Below are 21,968 nucleotides of genomic sequence, written 5' to 3' on the forward strand. Positions count from 1 at the left end.
GTGGATACCGCAACGCTCTGGGTGCTGCCCGCACTGCCGCTGGCCGGTGCCGTCGTGCTGCTGCTGATCGGACGCTACAGCGACAAGTGGGGTCATCTGCTCGGCTGCGCCACCGCGCTGGCCTCGTTCGGCTTCGCCGTGGTCGCATTCCTGCATATGCACGGCCGCGACGATGCCGCCCGCGCGATCCACAAGAATCTGTTCAGCTGGGTCCCGGTCGACGGACTGCAGGTCGACTTCAGCCTCCAATTGGACCAGCTGTCAGTGTGTTTCGCACTGCTGATCACCGGGGTCGGATCGCTGATCCACATCTACTCGGTCGGCTATATGGGCCACGATCCGGGACGGCGGCGGTTCTTCGCCTACCTGAATCTGTTCCTTGCGGCCATGCTGCTGCTGGTGCTGGCGAACAACTACCTGGTGCTCTACCTCGGCTGGGAAGGCGTCGGCCTGGCGTCCTACCTGCTGATCGGGTTCTGGTATCACAAGCCGACCGCCGCGACCGCGGCCAAGAAGGCATTCGTGGTCAACCGGGTCGGTGATATGGGCCTGGCGATCGCCATGTTCACCATGTTCGCGACCTTCGGCTCGATCGACTTCGGCGCGGTGTTCGCGACCGCACCGCAGGCGAGCGAGGGCACGCTGACCGCGATCGGGTTGCTGCTGCTGCTCGCCGCATGCGGTAAGTCCGCACAGGTGCCACTGCAGTCCTGGCTCGGGGATGCGATGGAAGGTCCGACCCCGGTCTCCGCGCTCATCCACGCGGCCACCATGGTGACGGCGGGGGTCTACCTGATCGCCCGCTCCGGTCCGATCTTCGATCTCGCACCCAACGCGCGGCTCGGAGTGGTGCTGGTGGGTGCGGTGACCTTGCTGTTCGGTGCGATCGTCGGTTGCGCGAAGGACGACATCAAGAAGGCGCTCGCGGCATCCACCATGAGCCAGATCGGCTATATGGTGCTGGCCGCCGGCCTGGGACCGGCCGGATACGCGATCGCCATCATGCATCTGCTCACCCATGGCTTCTTCAAGGCGGGATTGTTCCTCGGGGCCGGATCGGTGATGCACGCGATGGACGACGAGACCGATATGCGCCGCTACGGCGGGCTGCGCAAGCTGCTTCCGGTCACCTACGCCACCTTCGGGTTCGGCTATCTGGCGATTATCGGGGTGCCGCCGTTCGCCGGGTTCTTTTCCAAAGACCGGATCATCGAGGCGGCGTTCAACCAAGGCGGCGCAAGCGGTTTCGCGTTGGGGACGGTGACGCTGTTCGGTGCGGGGCTCACCGCGTTCTATATGACGCGGGTGATGACGATGACCTTCTTCGGCGAACCTCGCTGGCCCGAACACTTACGCGGCTCCGCCGCGGGGGCCGACACACATCCGCACGAGGCACCGGCAGTGATGACGGGACCGATGATCCTGCTCGCCATTGGATCGGTCGCCGCGGGTGGGCTTTTCGTCTTCGGCTCGTCGCTGCAGAACTGGCTCGAGCCCGTTGTCGGGGCGCATCACGGCGAGGAGGTCGTGCCCGCGGGCGTCGTCACCGCACTCGCCCTGCTGGTGGTCGCGGTCGGCATCGGCGTCGCCTACCAGCAGTTCGCACAGCGCGAAGTGCCCGAGACCGCACCGGAAGCCGTATCGGCGCTCACCATCGCGGCCCGCAAGGACCTCTACGGCGATGCGTTCAACGAGGGCGTATTCATGCGGCCGGGCGCGTATCTGACCCGGTCGCTGGTATTCCTCGACAACCGCGGCATCGACGGCATCGTCAACGGAACCGCCGCATTGATCGGCGGACTGTCCGGGCGAATCCGCAGGGTGCAGTCCGGATTCGTACGGTCCTACGCCCTGTCCATGTTCACCGGCGCGGCCCTGGTGGCCGCGGCGCTATTGGCGGTGAGGCTCTGGTGAGTGCGTATTCCGGGTTGGCTGCACGGTTGCGTCCGGTAGCGGCGGTGCTCGTACCCGATGTGTCCATGTTCACCGGCGCGGCCCTGGTGGCCGCAGCCCTGCTGGCAGTGAGGCTCTGGTGAGTGACTTTCCCTGGTTGACCACGCTGTGGGTGTTGCCGGTCGTCGGCGCGGTGGCGGTGCTGCTGCTGCCCGCGTCCAGGCGCACGCTGGCCCGCGGGCTGGCATTCGGTGTCGCGTTGGTGGTGCTGGTGCTCGGCATCGTGCTGGCTGTGCGCTTCGAACCCGGTGGGGCGCAGTATCAGTTCGTCGAATCGCATGAGTGGATTCCGGCCTTCGGTGCGGGCTATACGCTCGGGTTGGACGGCATCGCGTTGGTGCTGGTGCTGCTCACCACGGCGCTGGTGCCGCTGCTGATTCTGGCCGGTTGGAACGACGAGCGTGAGGTCGGCAGCGGACGTCGGGTGTCGCACACCTACGTCGCCCTGACTCTGCTGGTCGAGGCGATGGTGCTGATTTCCTTTGTCTCGCTGGATATTCTGCTGTTCTACGTGTTCTTCGAGGCGATGCTCATCCCGATGTACTTCCTCATCGGCGGATTCGGGCCGCGCAGTGCGGATCTCGCGCATCGCCAGCAGCGTTCCCGGGCGGCGGTGAAGTTCCTGCTGTACAACCTGTTCGGCGGGCTGATCATGCTGGCCGCGGTGATCGGGTTGTACGTGCTCACCGCGCGGCAGGGGCTCGGGTCCGGTTCGTCGGGCACCTTCGACTTCCGCACGGTTGTCGCGGCGGCCAATGCCGGGCAGCTCGGTGCGGGTCCGGCGGTGCTGAATGCGCTGTTCCTCGGGTTCATGTTCGCGTTCGCTGTGAAGGCGCCGCTGTGGCCGCTGCACACCTGGCTGCCCGATGCGGCGGTGGCGGCGACGCCGTCGAGTGCGGTGCTGATGATGGCGGTGGTCGACAAGGTCGGCACCTTCGGCATGTTGCGGTATTGCCTGCAGCTGTTCCCGGATGCCTCGGGAACCTACGCGCCCCTTGTCATTACGCTCGCGGTGATCGGCATCATCTACGGTGCGCTGCTGGCCATCGGGCAGACCGACGTGATGCGCCTGATCGCCTACACCTCGATCTCACACTTCGGATTCATCATCCTCGGCATCTTCGCCATGACCAGCCAGGCGCAGTCGGGGGCGACGCTGTACATGGTCAACCACGGCATCTCGACGGCCGCACTGTTCCTGATCGCCGGATTCCTGGTGTCGCGCCGGGGAACGCGGGCCATCGCCGCCTACGGCGGGGTGCAGAAGGTGGCGCCGGTGTTGGCGGGCACCTTCCTCATCGCCGGTCTGGCCACGCTGTCACTGCCCGGTCTCGCGCCCTTCATCAGCGAATTCCTGGTGCTGCTCGGCACCTTCACGCGCTACGGGTTCGCGGCGGTGATCGCGACCGGCGCGCTGGTGCTGGCCGCGCTGTACGTGCTGTGGATGTACCAGCGGATGATGAACGGCCCGGTCAAGGAGGGCAACGAACGGCTCTACGATCTCCTCCCGCGCGAGCTGGCCGTGGTGGTGCCGTTGATCGCCGCGCTGCTGTTCCTCGGCATCTACCCGAAACCGGTGCTGGACTTCATCAACCCCGCGGTGGGCCAGACGCTCACCACCATCGGCGTCCACGATCCCGCGCCGAAGACGCCCGCGCTCCCCGAAGCAGGAACGGCCGGGGCCGATCACGGAGGTGCCCACAAATGACAGTGCTGCTCGCGGCCAGTGTGCCCGCGCCGAGCATCGAATACGCCGAGCTGTCGCCGATGCTGATCGTTTTCGGCGCCGCGGTGATCGGAGTGCTCGTGGAGGCGTTCGCGCCGCGCCGCTATCGCTATGCCATCCAAGTGCCTTTGGGACTGGCCGGATTGGTGGCGGCGCTGGTGGCGGTGGTGCGATTGTCGGGGACCAAGGCGACCGCGATGGTCGGTGCGGTCGCGGTCGATGGCGTGACGCTGTTCCTGCAGGGCACGATTCTGGTGGTGTCGATTCTGGCGCTGCTGTTCATGGCCGAGCGCGGTGCCGAGCCGCGGCCGCAGGGACGGTCCGGGCCCGGGACCTGGAGTCTGGCCGCGGCGACGGTCGGTAGCGGAGTGGACGCGTTCACCTCGCAGGCCTCCGCGGTGCCGGATAGCGCGGGTGAGATGGCCGCTGTCCGTGCGGGTGTCGCGACCACCGAGGTGTTCCCGCTGGCCATGCTCGCGATCGGCGGGCTGCTGCTGTTCCCGGCGTCGAATGATCTGCTGACCATGTTCGTCGCTTTGGAGGTGCTGTCGCTGCCGCTGTATCTGCTGTGCGGGCTGGCGCGGCGCAAGCGGCTGCTCTCCCAAGAGGCAGCGCTGAAATACTTTCTGCTCGGCGCGTTTTCGTCGGCGTTCTTCCTCTATGGGGTTGCGCTGCTGTACGGGCAGGCGGGCACCGTCAAGCTCGGCGGGATCGCCGATGCGATAACCCAGTATCCGCAGAACACCACCCTGGCGCTGCTCGGTGTGGCGATGCTGTCGGTGGGACTGTTGTTCAAGATCGGCGCGGTGCCCTTCCAGTCCTGGGTGCCCGATGTGTACCAGGGCGCACCGAGTGCGGTCACCGGATTCATGGCCGCCGCGACCAAGATCGCGGCCGTCGGCGCGCTGCTGCGGATCCTGCAGATCGCCGTCCCCGGGCTGCGCGACGACTGGCGGCCGGTGCTCGCCGCCATCGCCATCGCCACCATGGTCATCGGCGCGGTCATGGCCATTACCCAGACCGACGTCAAGCGGATGCTCGCCTACTCCTCGGTCGCGCACGCCGGTTTCATACTCACCGGTCTGGTCGCGGCCAATGACGCGGGCACCTCGGCCATCCTGTTCTACCTGCTGGCATATGGTCTCGGCACGCTCGGCGCGTTCGCGGTCGTCAGCCTGGTCCGCGACACCAACGGCGATGAAGCCACCGCCATGTCCCAATGGGCCGGTCTGGGCCGCCGCTCCCCGTGGCTGGCAACGATTTTCGCGCTCTTCCTGCTGTCATTCGCGGGCCTGCCCCTCACCGGCGGCTTCGTCGCCAAATTCGCGGTCTTCCAAGCCGCGGCCTCCGGCAACGCCACCTACCTGGTGATCGTCGGCGTCATCTCGAGCGCCATCGCCGCGTTCTTCTACATCCGCGTCATCGTCCTGATGTTCTTCACCGACCCACCCGCCGACGCCCCCACCGTCGTCACCCCATTCCTGACCACCGCGGTAGTCACCTTCACCGCCGGCGCCACACTCCTACTGGGCATCCTCCCCCAAATGCTGCTCGACCTGGCCGACCGCGCATCAACTTTCGCCCGCTGAGCCTCGCCCCGACACCGCCGCCCCCTTTCCGAGGTGCGGCGGTGTTCGTTACGTTTCCGGTCGTAAGCGGCTTGCGACTGCGTTGAGCGCCATCCGCCAGCCGCGGAATCCCGGTGGGCTGGAATAGGAATGGGCGGTGCGATTCAGTGCAGGTATGACGCTCCGTTGACGTTCAGGACCGCGCCGGAGCTCCACGTGGCTTCCGGGGAGGCGAGGTAGCGTACGGCCGAGGCGATTTCCTCGGGTTGGGCGACGCGATCGAAGGGGCTCTGGGCGCGGACTTCGTCGGTGACGCGGTGGGCGACGCGTTCGGTCGCCACGAAGCCGGGTGCCACCGACGCGACCGCGATCCCGTAGGGCGCCAAGTAGACCGCCAGCGATTGGCCGAGGGCGTGGACGCCCGCCTTGGTGGCGCCGTAGGCGGGGTAGTCGGGTTCGCCGCGGAACGCGCCACGGGAGCCGATATTGATGATCCGGCCGGGGACACCCTTGTCGATCATGTGGCGGGCAGCGCAAAAGGACACGTTCGCCGTACCGAACAGGTTGACGTCCACGGTCTTTCGCCAAACCTCCTGCCATTCGGCATATGAGGTTTTCGCGAGCGGATGCGCCAGATTCACCGCCGCATTGTTGACGAGCACATGTACGGTGCCGAGTGCCTCCACGGCCGCCGCAACAATCCCCTCGGCCGCCTCCGGCGCACCGATATCCCCGTCGACGAGCACATGCCCGTCACCTGGCAACCGCCGCAAAGTCTCCTCGGCATCGGCTCGCCCGGACGAGTAATGCACCGCCACCCGATCACCGTTCTCCGCGAACGCCACCGCGATCGCCCGCCCGATCCCGCGCGAAGCCCCTGTCACCAATACACCGCGACTCATCCGTTGATCACCATCCCACTACCCTGCCATCCTCGACGCGGTGTCGCCCGATGAGTCCACGCGAGCGCAGTCGGTCGGCAGCCGTACTGTCGTTGGTTGGGCCAAGTGCATGAACGTAACGGGCAAGTCCTGACAAATAGTCCAGTGACGTACCCGCTGTCCGGTGGAAACGTCATTGTCCGTGAAAGATGCGGTGCGGCACTCTGTTCGGTCGGCGCTTCGTGCCGGGAAGCTCGGCACGAATCGGGGCGGGTGGGCGGTGGCCGTCGCGCTGGGCATAGTGGCGGCCGGGTTCATCCAGCCCACCGCCGCGACGGCCGATAATCCGCCGGTGAGTGCGGCCGTGGATCGGCAGGAGCAGCAGTTGGCGACGCGCGACGGTGTCGCGGTGTCGTATGTGAGCTTTCGGTTGCCGCTGCCCGCCGGTGTGCCCGCACATTCGCAGGCCTGCGACCGGGCCGGATTCCTGCGTTATCGTCGCGTGGGTTCGCCGGAGAATTCGCGCGACGCCGACGCGGTGGTGGTGCAGCAGCAGGGTTTCGGCGGCGGTGCGGTGAATTCCGATGCGGTGGCCGCCAATACGGTGCGCTCGGCCAAATCGCTCGGGCGCACCGTCGAATTCTGGGCGATGGCAAGGCGCAGTGCCTGTCTGGATGAGATGACCGGTTTCGACGAGGCACTGCGGACCGGGAACTACCTCGACGCCGTCGACTACTACTTCAACGCCAAGCCGATCGACGGTCGAATCTTTCCAGGGTTCAAGGCCTCTCAGGATCTGCCGATCCTCGACGCGATGGGCGTGGAGCGGGTGATCCGCGACCAGTACGAGATCATGCTCGCCGAACTCCCCGACCAGGCCGAGCGCCAGCACAAGTTCATCTGCACCGGAATCTCCATGGGCGGCATGGTGACCGGTCTGTTCTCCGACTGGGATTTCGACGGCAATCCGGCCACCCAGTCCGACGCGGGCTACAACCAGTGCGCGGCCTTCGCCGCCCAGGACACCATGGTCTCCTCCGACCCGGCCGCGATCCAGAACACCCCGATCTTCCACGACATCACCAATGCCATCGTCGGCCCGAGCAATGATCTGCTGAAGTCGGGCTTCGACTCCGGTGTGCTGCCGCTGCGCATCCTCGGCCCGACCCCGGTGATCGGCACCAAGGCGATGATGCTGTACCGCCTCGCGGGCCTGGCCGCGCATCTGGAGCCCGACGCCGAAAGCCAACTGTTGGCCCATATTCACGATCCGGAGGTCGAGGCGACACTGGCGATCATGTTCGGCCAGAGTTGGGCCGCGCTCGCCACCGGCGGTGCCGATGGCGAGGGCACGATCCGCGACTACCACTTCACCAACACCGCGCTGCTCGGGGTATTCATCGACAACAACTCCGGCAACTTCGCCCTGTTGCAACAGGGCGTCGGTGCGCTGTCGGGCGGACCGGTGCAGGAGAAGACCTTCCCCAATCCCGGTGGCGCGGCGCAGATTCCGGTCCTGGGCAACTATCTGCGCATCAGTGCGGGACCGCAGGTGCGCATCGCACCTGCCGACCGCGATGCGCTCTACACCTGGCGCAACTACAACGACGTCGGCGGCGTCGCCTGGACCGCACCCAATCACGAGGTGGCCGATATCCACGAGGTCGCACGCCAATTGGCCACCGGCGCACCGACCGCCTACTGGGAGACCTACTTCCCACTGCGCGTCGTCGTCGATATCGCCGCGGGCCTCGGTGGCGCCCGCGGCGGCGATATGGTCAACCTCCGCTACCACAATATGAGCCGCACCAAACCGAACTTCGTCGTCTACGCGGGCGATAGCGTCGTCCAGTACGGCGTCGGCACCTGGATCCCCACCCCGCCCACCGCCCAGGTCGAAATCCTCCCCGGCTACAACCACATCGACACCATCGGCGCCGCCGCCATGCAGAACAACGGAAAACCCGACTACAGCGCCCAATACCTCGCCGAATTCATCCGCGGCCTGACCTGACCCAGCCCGCGGCGCCCGCCACCTTACGGAGCCGGATGTCGACCGTAGTCGTAGTGCAGGGCTCGTATGGCTAGGAAGCTGCTTCGAGCACCTCACGGAGCCGAGTGGCGAATGCGGTTGGATCCTCCACGAATCCGGTGTGTCCGCCTGGGAATATCGTCGGGGTGACGCCGATGACTGTGCCGAGGGCTCGGGAGGCGCGGTCACAGAGCTGGTCGGTCGAATCGGCGCCTATGCCGATTACGATGCGCGCCGGAGTCGATTGCAGCACAGTGTTGTTCGGCTCCCAGGTGACGGTGCCGAGGAGCTCATGGTTGAACCAGTAGCGCTCGCTGGCCCGCTGCCGCGGGTCGCGCTCGCCGCCGAACATCTGCTGTAGCACCGGTTCCGGCATCTGGATGTTGGCGTTGGCCATGAACTTTCGCCATGCGCCGACCACATCGCCCGTCTGATAGGTGGCGATCATGTCCTCGGTATTGGCGCGAACACGGTCGCGGTCGTCGAGCAGTTCGCCGAGCGGGGGTTCGTGGGCGATCACGGTGGTGACCAGGTCGGGTTGGGCTTCGGCCAGGGCCAGCGCGCTCACGGCGCCGCCACTGGAGCCGAAGAGCGCCGCCGGGCCGATGCCGAGGTGCGATATGAGGCGGGCGAGGTCGTCGGCACGCAGTCGCGGGGTCGAGTCCTGGTCCGGATCGTCGAGCACGCTGCTCTGGTGCCCGCGCGGATCGGTAGTGAGCACAGTGTGGTCGGTGGCGAGCAACTCGGCCAGCGGCGCAAAGGCCGCCGCGTCCATCGGCGCGCCGACCAGCACGACGAGCGGTCCACTACCGCGTACCTCGTAATGCAGTCGCGCGCCCGGCACGTCGAGGGTGTGCGCGGTGGCGGTCGGAATCGGGGTCATCAAGATCTCCTCGAACAGTAGTCATGGTTCTCTCCACGAATGTGGACCGCCGCACCCCCGCGAATTAATCGGTCCCCCACCAAAACTTGCCAAAGCTAGGACCCCTAGGATATAACCTAGATATCCTAGCTTCAAGGAGGTGCGATGTCGCCGCGCGCTGGGCTCACCGCCGAGCGGATCACGCAGGCAGCAGCTGAGCTCGCCGATGAGGTCGGCTTCGACAATGTCACCGTTGCCGCAGTGGCCAGGAAGTTCGGGGTGAAGGACGCGAGTCTCTACTCGCACATCAGAAATCTCGAGGATTTGCGCCATCGCGTGGCCATGCTGGCCGCTGATGAGAAGATCAGCCGGATCGCCGCAGCCATTGCCGGGCGTGCCGGGCGGGATGCGCTCGCTGCGTTCGCGGACGAATGGCGTGGCTACGCGTTGGAACATCCGGGGCGCTATGCCGCCACTCAGATGCCCATGGATCCGAGCTTCGCCGCGGACTGCGCCGGGGGGCGGCGGGCAATCGATTTGACCTACGGCATGCTGCGCGCCTACGGCCTCGGCGAACCCGATGTCACCGACGCGGTTCGCCTGTTGCGCAGCACTTTTCACGGATACGCCACCTTGGAGGCGAGCGGCGGCTTCGGACACTCGCGGCCGACGGCAACGTCCTGGGACCGCATCATCGACGCTTTGCACATCACTCTCACCCATTGGCCGACGACCGACGAGAAAGCGAAAACGCAGTGAGAACAGAAACATTCGCCGTGCCCGGCGCCACGCTGTACTACGAGGTGCGGGGCAGTGGCCCGGTGCTGCTCCTGCTGCCGGGCAGCGGCGGCGATGCGGGGATCTTCGACCCGATCGCCGATGCGCTCGCCGAACACTTCACCGTCGTGGCGGCCGATCCGCGCGGTTACTCGCGCAGTGTCCTGGACGATCCCGAACCCGTGGACCAGCGGGTCGAGGTATTCAGTGACGACGCCCATCGACTGCTCGAACATCTCACGCCCGCGGGCGAATACGCCTACGTTGCCGGTGTCAGCGGTGGCGCGGTCGTCGCCCTCGACCTACTCGCCCGCCATTCCGAACGACTGCGACTGGTTCTCGCCCATGAGCCGCCGTGCTTCGCGGTCCTGCCCGACGCGGACGCGCATCGGGCGATGATCGAGGAGGTGGTCGAACTCTTCCAGGAGCAGGGACCTGCCGTCGCGGGCGCGCGTTTTATGCAGGCCGTCGGCGTAACCACCAAGCCGCTGCCCAATCCGGCGGAGGTCCCGGCCCGCACCGCCGAAATGCTCGCCCGCCTCATGGCCAACACTGCGGTGATGTTCGCCCACGAACTGCGCCTGGTCACCGCCTACCGCCCCGACACGGCCGCACTCGCCGCCGTCGCGGACCGCCTCATACTGGCAGCGGGACGGGAAACCCGTGGCCAACTCCCCTACCGCACCGCCGAAACCCTGGCGACCGAGTTGCACCGCCCACTCATCGAATTCCCGGGCGGACACAGCGGAGTCCGCGAAACCCCAACCGAATTCGCCCGCACTCTCCTCGAAACGCTGACGGCCAGCGTCACCACCGGACGCTGAACCGTCCCAGCTGCAGCGCGGCGATGCCGGTCACGAGTTCGGACCGGCATCGCAGTCGGTGGCCGCCGCGGTCCGGTCTGATCGGTTGGACGGGCGTCGGCCACACCGGACGCGACAGCGCGACTCTCTATTCCGTGATCCGCCCCCAACCGCTACCTCCGACGTATCGACATCACGCCAGGTCGGCGACCTCCAGATAGATCTGCCGCTCGACCGCGATCTCGACGAGGAAGCCGCGCTCCCCACCCGCCGAGGCCGTCGCGTGGAACGCCGCCACCGCGACCTCCCCGACCCGCAACCGCTGGCCGGTGAACTCGCGCTGTCCCAGAATGATCGGCTGCGCCCGCTCGAACTCCAGCTCGCCGACATCGTCGGGCAATGGGACGCCCAGCAGGTCGGTGACGGTGCCGGGAATGAGCCGGGCCGCGACGATCTGATCGAAGCTCGGACGCCGCGCGATCCGGTGTGCCAGGTATATTTTGCCTGCCCGCCCGAAGCACAGGTGGGTCAGCAACTCAGCGGTGCGCAATGGATGCGGATCCAGCTGTGCGAAAGATATGACATTGCGCACGGTGGCGACGATGTCGCGCGCTATCACGATGCCGCCGCGACCCAGATGTCCGCGAATCAGGTTGCCCCGGAACGTGGTTCGCGGGCGCGCCGCGCACGGATCGAGTTCGCCGAGCGACAGGTCCGCCGGATCGAAGGCGTGGCAACCGCCGAATCCGACGCGCCGGTCGGCGCCGAGCGCCCGGCGGCCGCGTTGGTCCAGTTCGACATCGAGCAGCACCTGAAAGTCATATGGCGAGAAGAACATCGGCCGATGCGAGAAATAGCAGTCGGTGCCGGTCCCGAAGACCACCATGCCATGCGTACCTACCGTGGGCGCCGACCGGCATGGACCCGCATGCACGGCCGTCTTGGTGAACACCCCACTCATGAGGAGGCTCCTTTCCTCCGTCCCCGACCCCCAGCTTGGTCCGAGCACACCCCCTTGCCACGAGTGTCCGGCTACTCGAATCCCCCAACCCCCACTACTCGACCTCCGGTTTCCGATTTGTCCCCTTCTGTACTCCACGATCCCCCGATTGCGCCGAGCGGGCAATCGGTCATGACCTGGACATAAGGGTCGCCGGTAAATGCCCTGGCAAAGGGCCCGCGGCTAGTTGTAGGACTTGGTGACGCCGTCGAGGAGGTGTTCGAGGGTGTCGTTGGTCGGGGTGTCGATCATATCGATCAGGTCGGTGGCCACGGGGACATGGTTATCGGCGGTGACTTTGGTGAACTGGGTCGGATCGCTGGTGCGGAAGCCGTGTTCGGCGGCCAGCCGCTGCAGGTCCGGATCGGTGGCCAGCAGGCGGCCGATGCGGTCACCGGACGCGGTGAGCGGCACCAGGGTGTGCTGGGAGAGCACGGTAGGGGACGGGTAGGTCAGCACCATGCCGGGTTTGAGCTGCCCGCGCACGCTCGCCTCGACGAACTGTGCCTCATAGATCCAGACCATGGGCGTCGGCCCCATGCCCGCCGAAAGGTATTCACGGAAGGGGCCTTCGGTGGAATTCTCGGTGTACCCCTGCCGCACGAACAGCCGCGACAGCGTGGGCAGTACGGCCTGTTCGGCGGCCGGGCCCTGCACGATGGTGTTGTCGTTGGCGACGTGGCTGGCGATGGCCAGGTACATGGCCGCGGAGTTCGAGGTGCGCGGATCCGTGGTCGAGACCAGGATGTTCTTGTGCACCGGGTATACGGTGTTGCCGGGGAGCTTGTCCCATTCCACGTCATTGCGCACGAGCTCGAGATACCGGGCGATATCGAAGGTCGGCGCAGGTCCTGGACGCAGCACACCGGCCGCGGTCAGCAGGTCCGCGATCGGCTGGAATGTCGCGATCGCCATGGGCGAGGAGAACGGGGTGTATTTCGTGCTGATATTGCGTGCCCGCTGAATCCGCTCGGCCGCGGGTGCACTCGACGGGAAGGCGAAGTCGTACTTTCCGAGGTCGATCGAGGTCGCGATCTGCCGCGAACCCGCCGGATCGACCGCCACCTGGACACCCTTGCGGGCCAGCGCCTCCACGACACGGGAATCCTCGAAGAACGCCATTTTCTCCGAGCCGACCACACCGTGCACCGTGCTCACCCCGGGCGCTGCCACACCGGCCGCGGTGGGTTCATCGGGCTGCCGCACGGCGAACCCGATCACCAGTGCGAGGACCAGGACCACAACGGCGGCGGCGAGGGCCAACAACCGCTTATCGGCGACGAGCTTGCCGGCTCCGGATGCGACGATCCGGCCTATCCCCCGCGCTTTTGTCGCCGGATCCGCTTGAACGGCAACGCTTTCCGTCCTGGATTCGGTATCGCTTCCGTCCGCCACGGCGGATGTCGCCGCCAACTCCCGGCGAGCGATCCGCTCGATGAGAATCGGGACGAATTCGCGCACCGGATGCCCCTCGAACCGCTGCCGCGCGGTCCCCACCACGGACTCGACCTGCTCGGCCGGGTAGTCGTCGACCAGGCGATCGGTCAACCGCTGGATCGCCTGCTCTTCGCGGACAGTAACGACACCCACCACAGTCTCCTCGGCGTCACATCGATCTCGGATCGCGACGGCACCCCACCCCTGCCCGCGCCGACGAACCCTACCGAAACTTTCCCCCGATCCGACACCGACGACACCCCCATCACTGGCGAGCGAATCCCACTTCGACTGTGCCCGTAGGCAACTGCCACGGACTGCTATCCATCGCCTCTGCCCAGGTCAGCGCCGAATCACTGCCCGAAATCCATACCGTCCCAAGCCGCCCCGGACCCCGAGCCCTCGACAACTCGGCCCCGAACTCGCGCCGAAAGTTCAACGCGCCATTCACCTTTCGCCACCCCGCGTTGTCCGCATGTTTCCAACGAAACCGCGCGCCGCCACCAGCTGGGCTGTGCGCCCTACTGGTGGCGGGACACAGGTGGGATTCGTTCATCTAGTGGATGACCGGGCCCATGTTCGTGATGTTCGTCCAGGCATATCCCTCGGCGTAGGACACATGCCCCGGCCACACGCCGTCGCAGTGCACCACGGCCCAGTGGTCGTGGTTCGCCACGCCCTGTACGTACCCGCCGATAGTGAAGGCGGTGGCGCCCTGGTTCTTCGTGTCGACGGTCTGCGGCCCGCCCAGGTAGCGCCCGTCCGCCACGTCGTAGAGCTGGTAGGTGCACGACAACGGGACATTGGAAGTGCCCTTGACCGACAGAAACATTCCGACGTACGGGTAGCCGGTGAGGGTCGCTTCCGAGATGGACACGTAGCCCGTCTGCGAGTCCAGCGCGCCGGGCGGAATCAAGGCGCCCGGGTCGGCCTGGGCGGGCGCCGAGGTGAGCAACATCGCGGCCGTGGACACGAGCAGGCCGACCGCGACACGCGCGGTCCGACCGGTCGAGCGAATAGCTCCGAGCATGGTTCTTGCCTGGTTCACGACTGCGCCGCCGATGCGGTCGTTGCGCGGGAGCCGGATTCGGCGGGGGCGGTCCAGCTGTAGATGACGAGGTTGATCCCATCGGGGTCGGTGAGCGCGATCAACCAGCCGGTCTTGCCCTCGATGAGCGGGGTATGCGCGATGCCGAGCCGATCGAGATGCTCGGCCCACGCCCGCACAGCGGCCTGATCCTCGACCGCGAAGGCGACCGGGTCGAACCCCGTCATGGCGGCGGCCAGCGTGGGGTTCTGCCGCAGCGCGAGTTTCGTGCCCGCCAGGCCGGGGATCTCCCCGCCCACGCCGCGGACGACGCCGTCGTCATCGGTGACCTCCAGCACGACGGTGTAGCCGAACACCTGCTCATACCACGGCAGCGACCGCCGCAGATCGGTGACCGGGATCTTCAGGTGATGGATACCGGCCAGGTCGGGACGGGGCATGTGAACCTCCCAAAATATTGACCGCAGTGATACTGCGCTTAATTCCTTTCTAGAATCCTCCCCATGCCCGAAACCGTCAAGAGGCCGTACCGATCCAGCGTCCGCGAAGCCGCCGCGGCCGAAACCCGTCACCGGATCCGCGCGGCCGCAGCCGGTTTGTTCACCAGTCAGGGCTACGCGGCCACCACACTGCGCCAGATCGCCAGCGCGGCCGGAGTAGGCGAACGCACCCTCTACGACGCCTTCCCCACCAAGGCCGCCCTGTTCGCCCACACACTCGGCGTGGCCATCGTCGGCGATGAGGAGCCCGCGACCTTCGCCGAACGCCCTTGGCTGCGAGAGGCTTTGGAGCACACCGACCCTGTCGAGACGCTGCGGCTGCTGGCGGCCAACACCGCCACCTTGATGGACCGCGCCGGGGACCTGATCATGGTCAGCATCCAGGCCGCCGGCGCCGACCCCGACATGCGCGCCACCGCCGACGCCGGAGCCGAGGCCACCTACCAGGTGCAACAGACCATCGCCGAGAACCTGCACCACCGCGGCGCTCTGCGAACCGGCCTCGACGCACCGACCGCCGCCGATATCCTCTACCTACTCACCGCACCGCATACCCACCAAGTGCTGTGCCGCCACCGCGGCTGGAGCATCGATCGGTACCAGCAGTGGATCCACGACGCCATGACCCGCGAACTGCTGCCCTGACCCCGCAGACAGTCGGGCACCACAGCAGTGATCCCGCCGCACGAGTGGATCTACACGGCGCGTCCGGGATTCACGGTGTGATCATGGCCTGGATATCGGGCAGATTCCCGATCCGCTGGGTCGCGGGCCGTCCAGGCGCATCCATCTGGGGTGAGCCGACGGCGCGCAGCCGGGCCCGCACTTCGGCCGGCGTCTTGCGACCTGCGGCCGCGGCGGCCAGACCCTGGTAGCTGGCGACGGAGCCGACGACGATCGGCGACGCGCTCGAGGTTCCGCTGAATGTGTCGGTGTACCAATAGTCTTCGTCCGTGCCGCCCTGCAGGTCACCGTATCCGGTGGTGGTCACCTCGAGGCCCCAGCCCTGCGCGTCGACGCGGGATCCGTAGTTGGAGAAGGACAGCCGTGAGCGCGCGGGTCCGTGATCGCGGCCGTGGAATCCCGGCGGCGGGGCGCCGGCACCGACCAGGATCGCGCCCGAATCGGCGGCGCCGCCGCGAAAAGGATTGCTCCAGGAGGCCGGGAAATCAGTGGGCCGGGTGTCGTAGAGCGCGCTGTCCAAGTCCTCGGCACCGTTGCCCGCGGCCCCGACCACGATGACACCGCGCCCGACGGCGTAGCGGATCGCCGCCCAGTCGTCGGGCCACCATTCGATCGCGATGTATCCCGCCTGATCCGAACGGTTCTGGTAGTTGTGGCGCGGTCCGGGGCGATGCAGTTCGAGCAGGATGATGTCGCCCGCGCCGAGCGCGTCGGCGGCGGTGCGGATGGCGGCCGCGGAGCCCGCGTCGAAAACCGAGACCGCGCGGATGGCGGCATCGGCGGCAATGCCGGTGATACCGAAGGTATTGACGTCACCGCTGATCTCACCGGCCACCGCGGTGCCGTGATTGCGCCAGCCCAGATCCTGCGACGGCGCGTTGCCGATCACCCCGCCCTGATTCGCGAGCAGGTCCTCATGGGTGAACCGCCACGCACCCTCCACATCCACGATGCGGATCCCGGCCCCGCGACCGCCGGGCTGGGTCCAGGCCCAGCGCGCGTTCACACCTTGCGGCGCGGCGTCCAGATATCCCTGCCTGGCTTCGTAATTCGGCGTGACCGGCGGTGCGTCCTCGAGTCGGCGGACCGCGATATCGGCCAGGACGACCGGCGGTGCGATCGGCGGCTCGGCGGGCGGTTTGACGTAGGCCGCCTCGACCGCGTCATCGGCTCGCAGCCGATCCGCGACCGACTCGAGTTCGGCTTCGATACCGCGTACGGCGAAATAGTTCAGATACTCCGCGCCGACCGGCTCCTGCTCGGTGCCCGCGATCCGCCGCGGCAGCCGATCGGCGGGACCGAAGATCCGCACCGGCGCACCGCCTTCCGGCAGCAGCTCGACCAGCCGCGATTGCGCCGCGAGACTCTCGCGCACCGCATTCGGATCGATACCCTCGCGGGCACCGTGGGTGACAACGATCAGTTCCGAACCACTCTGCGTGGGCGCCATGAACGACAGTTAACCCGCCATATGATCATCGCGCCACCGAAGGGCGCCAACTCGGGTGTGCGCCAATTCAGTTCGGCCCCGCGGGAATTCGCGCGACTTTCGGTGCGACGAAAACCCGTTCCAGCAGGGCGTACAGGCAGTCCCGGTCCTGGTCGCTGAGCCTGTTCAGGCCATCTTGGGTGGCGCGCATCTTCGCGCGGATCGTGTCGGTGACACGCTCGCCCTCGGCCGTGAGGACGAGATTCTTGACGCGCCGGTCGGATGCGCCGGCCTCGCGGCGCACGAGGCCGCGCTTCTCCAGCCGGTTGATGATCCCGGTCACGTTGGAGGCGTCGCAGGCCAAGATCTCGGCCAAGGCGCGCATCGCGGCGGGGCCCCGGCGCAGCACGGTCAGCGCCTTGCCCTGGCTCGCCGTGAGATTCTCGCTCGCCGCCGCGACTGTGAAGTCGCCGTAGTAGGCGCCGAGCGACACCGACAGCAGCTCCATGAGCTGGGCCGTGTCGACGCGGGGAGCTTCTGTCATGAGAGCCACCCTATCGACTGAAACTTGACTATCTCAAATATCTACCTCTACCGTGTCCGCATTGCTTGAAGTTCTCAAGTATCAAGTTGTCCAGTAGCTACCAGGAGTGTCCCCGTGACCGTCACCGCGTCCCCCGCCTCCCGCGCGGCCGAGATCCTGTCCCGACCCGTCGCGCTGAACGGCCTGACCGTCCCGAACCGCATCGTGATGGCGCCGATGACGCGCATGTTCTCCCCTGGCGGCGTTCCTGGTGACGACGTGGGCTCGTACTACGCCCGCCGCGCCGCCGCCGGCGTGGGCCTGATCGTCACCGAGGGGACCTACGTCGGCCACGATTCGGCCGGACAGAGTGATCGTGTGCCGCGGTTCCACGGCGAGGAGCAGTTGGCGGGGTGGGCCAAGATCGCCGAGGCCGTGCACGCGGCGGGCGGCACGATCGTGCCGCAGCTGTGGCACATCGGCATGGTGCGCAATCAGGGCGACGCGCCCTACGCCGACGCCCCCGCCGTCGGCCCCTCCGGTATCCGCGTCGACGGCACCGAGGGCACCGGCAAGGCGATGATCCAGCGTGATCTGGACGATGTCATCGGCGCCTTCGCCGAGGCCGCCGCGGCCGCCGAGCGCATCGGCTTCGACGGCGTCGAACTGCACGGTGCCCACGGCTATCTGCTCGACCAGTTCCTGTGGGCGCGCACGAACCGCCGTACCGATGCCTACGGCGGCGACCCCGTGGCCCGGACGAAGTTCGCGGCCGAGATCGTGGCCGCGGTCCGGGCGGCCGTCTCGCCCGGCTTCCCGGTGATCTTCCGCTACTCGCAGTGGAAGCAGGAGGCCTACGACGCGCAGCTCGCCGAGACCCCGCAGGAGCTCGAGGCGATCCTGGCCCCGCTCGCCGCGGCCGGCGTCGACGCCTTCCACGCCTCCACCCGCCGCTACTGGCTCCCGGAGTTCGATGGTTCGGACCTGAACCTGGCCGGCTGGACCAAGAAGCTCACCGGCAGGCCCACCATCACCGTCGGTTCGGTCGGCCTCGACGGCGACTTCATCCGCGCGTTCACGGGCGAGGGCGCCGAGCTCGGCAGCCTCGACAACCTCCTCGATCGCCTGGAGCGCGACGAGTTCGACCTGGTCGCCGTCGGCCGCGCCCTGCTCCAGGACCCGGAGTGGGCGTCCAAGGTCCTCGGGGGGCGGATCGACGAGCTGAAGCCATACGATGCGGCGACACTGAAGACGCTGAGCTAGAGGCGGTTCATACACCGAATCGGCCTCGCCGGTCTGGTCTTTCATCCGCGCCGAAGCCCCCACCCACCGCCAGCCTGAGGCATGCCTCATGGGGCTGGGACGAAGCCCCGCTTGTACTCCAGCCAGCCTTCGAGGCGGCCGACAGCGGCGGTGGGTGATGGTCGGTGTGGCCGCTAGCAGGAGCGTGGGCACTGCGTGATCATGTCGTGTTCGTTTGTGACACAGCCGAATTAGCACTGACCGCCGCTGGCATCGTGGATCCTGCCCGGTGGCGGCGGGCGTTCGACGGACTACGATCGTTCGCGTGAGTGCACCGAAACTTCGAGCATTCGATGCGAGCGGACGGACGCTGACCGATCCCACCGACTCCGAGGTGCACGACCTGTTCGCGAGCCTGAACGCACGGTGGATGTTCGCGATCGTGGAAAGGCTCGATCGCGAGCCAACCGACCAGTTCTACTTCCAGATTCACCTCGATTACGTCGGTGACCAGAACCCGGATGTGGACGAGGAAATCGACGTCGACTACGACGTCGAGTTCCGCGACGGTGGTCCGGACAAGCATTACCGCGCCAGGATTACCGGCCTATATGGTTTCGCCGGAATGGATCTCGTGCACAAGGTGTATCTCGCCTGGCGCGCCGGAGATCCTGAGCTGTGGGATCTGCTGTCGTGGAAATTGCTGGAATCCGACAGCTGAGCTGCCGGCCGAAATACACCATCTGGCGGCGGCCGGTGCTTGTGTCCGCGTCGATCAAGCGGTCTTGTCGAGTTGGCTGCTCGCGCTGCGCAGTGCGTCGAAGTCCGAAGACCAGGCGGTGAGCTTCGATGGGTCGGCCAGCACCACGCCGTCGCGTACTTCGGCGCTCAGGTCCCGGCCCAGGATCGCGCTGGCCGCCTGTCGCCCGCTGAGCATGGCGCCTTCGGTAGCCGGACCCCATGCGGTGCTGGTGCCGGCGAGGTACAGCCCCTCGATAGGAGTCTTCGCTCCCGGCCGCAGCGCGCCGATCTGCGTGGGGGTGACATCGAGGCCGAACGGCGCGCCGCAGGTGTTGCCGACGTATCGTTCCTGGGTGGCCGGGGTGGCGAGTTCGCAGAATTTGATAGCGGATTCGGCTCCGGGGAACGCTTGGCCCATTCGCTGAGCCATGCCCTCGATGAGGATGGCCTTGACGTTGTTGTAGGTGCGGTCGTTGCGGTATTCGTGGCCGTCGATGTCGTAGCCGTCGACGCCCCACAGACGCGGCCGGTGCGGGACGATCGACTGCACCTCGACGGTGGCGTGCCCGGCAGGTGCTGCTGCGGCATGGGCGGGATCGCGCCGCGAGGACGATTGGACGAACATCGGCTGGCGGGCCGCGACTTGGCGCGCCCACTGCTCACCGTCACAGAAGCCGGCACCGCCGAGCAGCGTGCGTTGCATATCGGCCATCTTCAGCAGACTGCTGGCGTCGTCCCAAGTGGGAATCGCGAAGAAGTTGCAGTTCGGTGCGGTCGACAGATCCATTTCGATACCGAAATAAGCGTTGATGAACGGCAACGACATCTTCAGCTGGCTGATGCGCGCTCGATACGGTAACGGCAGATGTTCATGGCCTACGAGGTCACGGAAGGTACGCAGGATGTCGGCGGCGGAGACGACCGAAGACGCGGTGATCGTCTCGCCGCCGGCCAGGCGTATGCCTTGAACGCGGTTGTTGTCGATCAGGATCTTCTCCACGGCGGCATTACGGCGGATCGTGCCGCCATGACTCGCGGTGACCTCGGCGAATCCGGCCGACAAGGCCTGCCCACCGCCGCGGGGATAGTAGGCGCCGCCACCGATGTAGTTGTGCAGTAGCACCGCATAGAGCGTGGTCGTCGCTCTTGTGGGGGTCGACCCCATCAGTCCGCAGTGCACCGAGAGCGCGAGAATCGTGCGTGGTTTGAGCCCGCACATGGTGAACAAACTGATCACCGGTAGAGCGGCGAAGGCGGCAGCGGGCCCGGCCTTGCGGATCCACGACCACTGCGCGGAAATCGTGGCAGGGGTGCGGTCGCGGTCCCACGGTTCGCCGATGGCACGCAGAATCCGGACCATCCGGCGTAACCCTCTGGCGTCCTCGGGAAAGGCGGCCACAAGGTTCGCCTCGTAGCCGTCCCAGTCGGCGGGCAGCCGAAACTCGAGATCCGGCCCTCGCACGGTGTCGAATCCGTCGGCGTCGAGCGGAAGCCAGGTGATGCGGTCGTCGAGGCCCAATCCCCGCATGAGCGTCGGGATCTGCCCGCCCGGCCCGCAATCGCCGATGTAGTGCACCCCGCAGTCGAACTCCCATTTGCCTTGCCGGCGGAAGACATGCGAGCTGCCGCCGAGAACCGAGTACCGCTCCAACAGCAGCACCCGCTGACCCACGGCCGCCAGATGTGCGGCGGCCGAGGACCCACCCAGCCCTGATCCGATGACGATCGAGTCGAATTCCGGCATTGCGGCTTGCTCCTTCAGGTCGTGGTCGATCACACCGAGACGACAGAACTGCCCCGTACCGAGCGGCGGCTCCGGCCGCCGAGCCGGATGTCGTCGGGGGGGTGCGGATCTGCGGGTCTCCCAGGGCGTAGGCCCTGTGCAGGGATGAGACCCGCAGATCCGCCGGACGTCGGCGGGCGGCTCGAGCCTGTCCGACGTCGGTCTTATGGCGCCGATCTATCTGTGACTGCCAGTGGCATGTAACTCTAAGGCCTCAGCCTGCCAGTGGCAAGTAAAAGCGGATTCCGGCATAGTTGGTCCATGGTTGCGACACACAAAGCGCTGGTCGGTCGTCGGCGGCACGAAGAGGTGCGCCGCGCGATTCTGACCGCAGCGGCAGCCGAGCTCGCCGACGTCGGTGCCGAGCGGGCCAGCCTGCGATCGATCGCCCGGCGGGTGGGCGTCAGCCATCAGGCGCTGACCTACCACTTCGCTGACCGCCGAGCGGTTCTGACCGCGGTCGCAGTCGACGGTTTCATCCGGCTGACGGCCGACATCACCGATGCGTTGGCACAGGTACCCGCCGATGTGCCCGTCGGGGAACACGCCATCGCGGTCGGGGCAACGTATGTGGCGTTCGCCCGCGAGCATCCGGCGTTGTTCACGCTCATGCTCGGATCCACCCAGGTCGACGATGCCGACCCCGAACTCGTCGACAAGCGCCTGCAGGTCTGGAACCTGCTCTTGCAGACGGCCGCGCAAGAATCCGACTACGGGTGGGGTGGCGGTGTCGAACCGCCGTACATGGCACTGCTCGCTTGGACCGTTGTGCACGGCTTGGCCACCCTGGATCGCGCTATCCCCCAAGCCGCCGACGTCGCCAACCTGCTACGGATCCTCAACGGCGCCATCATTCGGCCCGACAAGGATTGACGACCGCGCTCGAGCGCCCATCTGCACCGTCCGTAGATCCGGCACCGGCGGGCCACCAGACTCAGCGACCAGCTCCTGATGCGATCCCGCCTTCGATCTTTCGTGC

Annotated in this window: 20 protein-coding genes; 11 read left to right on the forward strand and 9 right to left on the reverse strand. The window is 66.9% G+C overall.

Annotated features, from left to right (window positions below; genetic code table 11):
* Genes nuoL through nuoN form a run of 4 tightly spaced genes read left to right on the forward strand, consistent with a single transcriptional unit; the run spans window position 1 to window position 5,268 of the window.
* Entirely contained in the window at window positions 1-1,914 is a 1,914-nt protein-coding gene (nuoL, locus tag ACHQ4I_RS26655; protein WP_420774584.1) for an NADH-quinone oxidoreductase subunit L, read from the forward strand.
* Window positions 1,911-2,036, forward strand: a complete 126-nt coding sequence (locus ACHQ4I_RS26660; protein WP_420774585.1) for a hypothetical protein — start codon at window positions 1,911-1,913, stop codon at window positions 2,034-2,036. Before nuoL ends, ACHQ4I_RS26660 begins: the two co-directional genes overlap by 4 nt.
* Entirely contained in the window at window positions 2,033-3,661 is a 1,629-nt protein-coding gene (locus ACHQ4I_RS26665; protein WP_420774586.1) for an NADH-quinone oxidoreductase subunit M, read from the forward strand. Before ACHQ4I_RS26660 ends, ACHQ4I_RS26665 begins: the two co-directional genes overlap by 4 nt.
* Window positions 3,658-5,268, forward strand: coding sequence for an NADH-quinone oxidoreductase subunit NuoN (gene nuoN / locus ACHQ4I_RS26670; protein ID WP_420774587.1), 1,611 nt, complete (start codon window positions 3,658-3,660; stop codon window positions 5,266-5,268). The genes ACHQ4I_RS26665 and nuoN overlap by 4 nt, the downstream gene beginning before the upstream one ends.
* A gap of 143 nt (window positions 5,269-5,411) precedes the next feature.
* On the opposite strand, the gene ACHQ4I_RS26675 is transcribed toward nuoN, so the two are convergent.
* Window positions 5,412-6,149, reverse strand: a complete 738-nt coding sequence (locus tag ACHQ4I_RS26675) for an SDR family NAD(P)-dependent oxidoreductase (RefSeq protein ID WP_420774588.1) — start codon at window positions 6,147-6,149, stop codon at window positions 5,412-5,414.
* Between the two features lie 181 nt (window positions 6,150-6,330).
* Between ACHQ4I_RS26675 and ACHQ4I_RS26680 the strand changes: the two genes are divergently transcribed.
* Window positions 6,331-8,142, forward strand: a complete 1,812-nt coding sequence (locus ACHQ4I_RS26680) for a hypothetical protein (protein WP_420774954.1) — start codon at window positions 6,331-6,333, stop codon at window positions 8,140-8,142.
* A 70-nt stretch (window positions 8,143-8,212) separates the two neighbouring features.
* Here ACHQ4I_RS26680 and ACHQ4I_RS26685 read toward each other — a convergent pair whose 3' ends face one another.
* Entirely contained in the window at window positions 8,213-9,043 is an 831-nt protein-coding gene (locus ACHQ4I_RS26685; protein ID WP_420774589.1) for an alpha/beta fold hydrolase, read from the reverse strand.
* Window positions 9,044-9,187: 144 nt separating this feature from the next.
* Between ACHQ4I_RS26685 and ACHQ4I_RS26690 the strand changes: the two genes are divergently transcribed.
* Together ACHQ4I_RS26690 and ACHQ4I_RS26695 are read left to right on the forward strand one after the other, a co-directional pair.
* Entirely contained in the window at window positions 9,188-9,781 is a 594-nt protein-coding gene (locus ACHQ4I_RS26690; protein ID WP_420774590.1) for a TetR/AcrR family transcriptional regulator, read from the forward strand.
* Entirely contained in the window at window positions 9,778-10,623 is an 846-nt protein-coding gene (locus ACHQ4I_RS26695; protein WP_420774591.1) for an alpha/beta fold hydrolase, read from the forward strand. Before ACHQ4I_RS26690 ends, ACHQ4I_RS26695 begins: the two co-directional genes overlap by 4 nt.
* Before the next feature lie 172 nt (window positions 10,624-10,795).
* Here ACHQ4I_RS26695 and ACHQ4I_RS26700 read toward each other — a convergent pair whose 3' ends face one another.
* The 4 genes from ACHQ4I_RS26700 to ACHQ4I_RS26715 form a co-directional block, all read right to left on the reverse strand.
* Entirely contained in the window at window positions 10,796-11,563 is a 768-nt protein-coding gene (locus tag ACHQ4I_RS26700; protein WP_420774592.1) for a hypothetical protein, read from the reverse strand.
* Between the two features lie 222 nt (window positions 11,564-11,785).
* Window positions 11,786-13,192 carry a three-helix bundle dimerization domain-containing protein gene (locus tag ACHQ4I_RS26705; protein ID WP_420774593.1) on the reverse strand — a complete coding sequence of 469 codons (1,407 nt, stop codon included), beginning with the start codon at window positions 13,190-13,192 and terminating at the stop codon, window positions 11,786-11,788.
* 403 nt (window positions 13,193-13,595) lie between these two features.
* Window positions 13,596-14,087, reverse strand: a complete 492-nt coding sequence (locus ACHQ4I_RS26710) for a hypothetical protein (RefSeq protein WP_420774594.1) — start codon at window positions 14,085-14,087, stop codon at window positions 13,596-13,598.
* Window positions 14,084-14,527, reverse strand: a complete 444-nt coding sequence (locus ACHQ4I_RS26715; RefSeq protein ID WP_420774595.1) for a VOC family protein — start codon at window positions 14,525-14,527, stop codon at window positions 14,084-14,086. The genes ACHQ4I_RS26710 and ACHQ4I_RS26715 overlap by 4 nt, the downstream gene beginning before the upstream one ends.
* A gap of 63 nt (window positions 14,528-14,590) precedes the next feature.
* Here ACHQ4I_RS26715 and ACHQ4I_RS26720 point away from each other — a divergent pair, with 63 nt between their 5' ends.
* A complete protein-coding gene (locus ACHQ4I_RS26720) occupies window positions 14,591-15,232 on the forward strand; it encodes a TetR/AcrR family transcriptional regulator (protein WP_420774596.1) in 642 nt (213 codons plus the stop codon).
* 70 nt (window positions 15,233-15,302) lie between these two features.
* Here the strand turns inward: ACHQ4I_RS26720 and ACHQ4I_RS26725 are convergent, their stop codons facing one another.
* Both ACHQ4I_RS26725 and ACHQ4I_RS26730 read right to left on the reverse strand, forming a co-directional pair.
* Window positions 15,303-16,721, reverse strand: coding sequence for a S8 family serine peptidase (locus tag ACHQ4I_RS26725; RefSeq protein ID WP_420774597.1), 1,419 nt, complete (start codon window positions 16,719-16,721; stop codon window positions 15,303-15,305).
* Between the two features lie 67 nt (window positions 16,722-16,788).
* Window positions 16,789-17,244, reverse strand: coding sequence for a MarR family winged helix-turn-helix transcriptional regulator (locus ACHQ4I_RS26730; protein ID WP_420774598.1), 456 nt, complete (start codon window positions 17,242-17,244; stop codon window positions 16,789-16,791).
* Window positions 17,245-17,358: 114 nt separating this feature from the next.
* Between ACHQ4I_RS26730 and ACHQ4I_RS26735 the strand changes: the two genes are divergently transcribed.
* Together ACHQ4I_RS26735 and ACHQ4I_RS26740 are read left to right on the forward strand one after the other, a co-directional pair.
* Window positions 17,359-18,486 (forward strand): NADH:flavin oxidoreductase, encoded by a 1,128-nt coding sequence (locus tag ACHQ4I_RS26735; RefSeq protein ID WP_420774599.1) that lies wholly within the window; start codon window positions 17,359-17,361, stop codon window positions 18,484-18,486.
* A gap of 304 nt (window positions 18,487-18,790) precedes the next feature.
* On the forward strand, window positions 18,791-19,186 hold the full coding sequence (locus ACHQ4I_RS26740) for a hypothetical protein (RefSeq protein ID WP_420774600.1): 396 nt from the start codon (window positions 18,791-18,793) through the stop codon (window positions 19,184-19,186).
* Window positions 19,187-19,240: 54 nt separating this feature from the next.
* Here ACHQ4I_RS26740 and ACHQ4I_RS26745 read toward each other — a convergent pair whose 3' ends face one another.
* The gene (locus ACHQ4I_RS26745; protein WP_420774601.1) at window positions 19,241-20,950 is read right to left on the reverse strand and encodes a phytoene desaturase family protein; all 1,710 of its coding nucleotides are present in this window, start codon (window positions 20,948-20,950) and stop codon (window positions 19,241-19,243) included.
* A gap of 300 nt (window positions 20,951-21,250) precedes the next feature.
* On the opposite strand from ACHQ4I_RS26745, the gene ACHQ4I_RS26750 reads away from it, so the two are divergent.
* Entirely contained in the window at window positions 21,251-21,862 is a 612-nt protein-coding gene (locus ACHQ4I_RS26750; protein ID WP_420774602.1) for a TetR/AcrR family transcriptional regulator, read from the forward strand.
* Window positions 21,863-21,968 lie beyond the last annotated feature (106 nt).

The organism is Nocardia nepalensis (assembly GCF_048910785.1).
Lineage (GTDB): Bacteria > Actinomycetota > Actinomycetes > Mycobacteriales > Mycobacteriaceae > Nocardia > Nocardia nepalensis.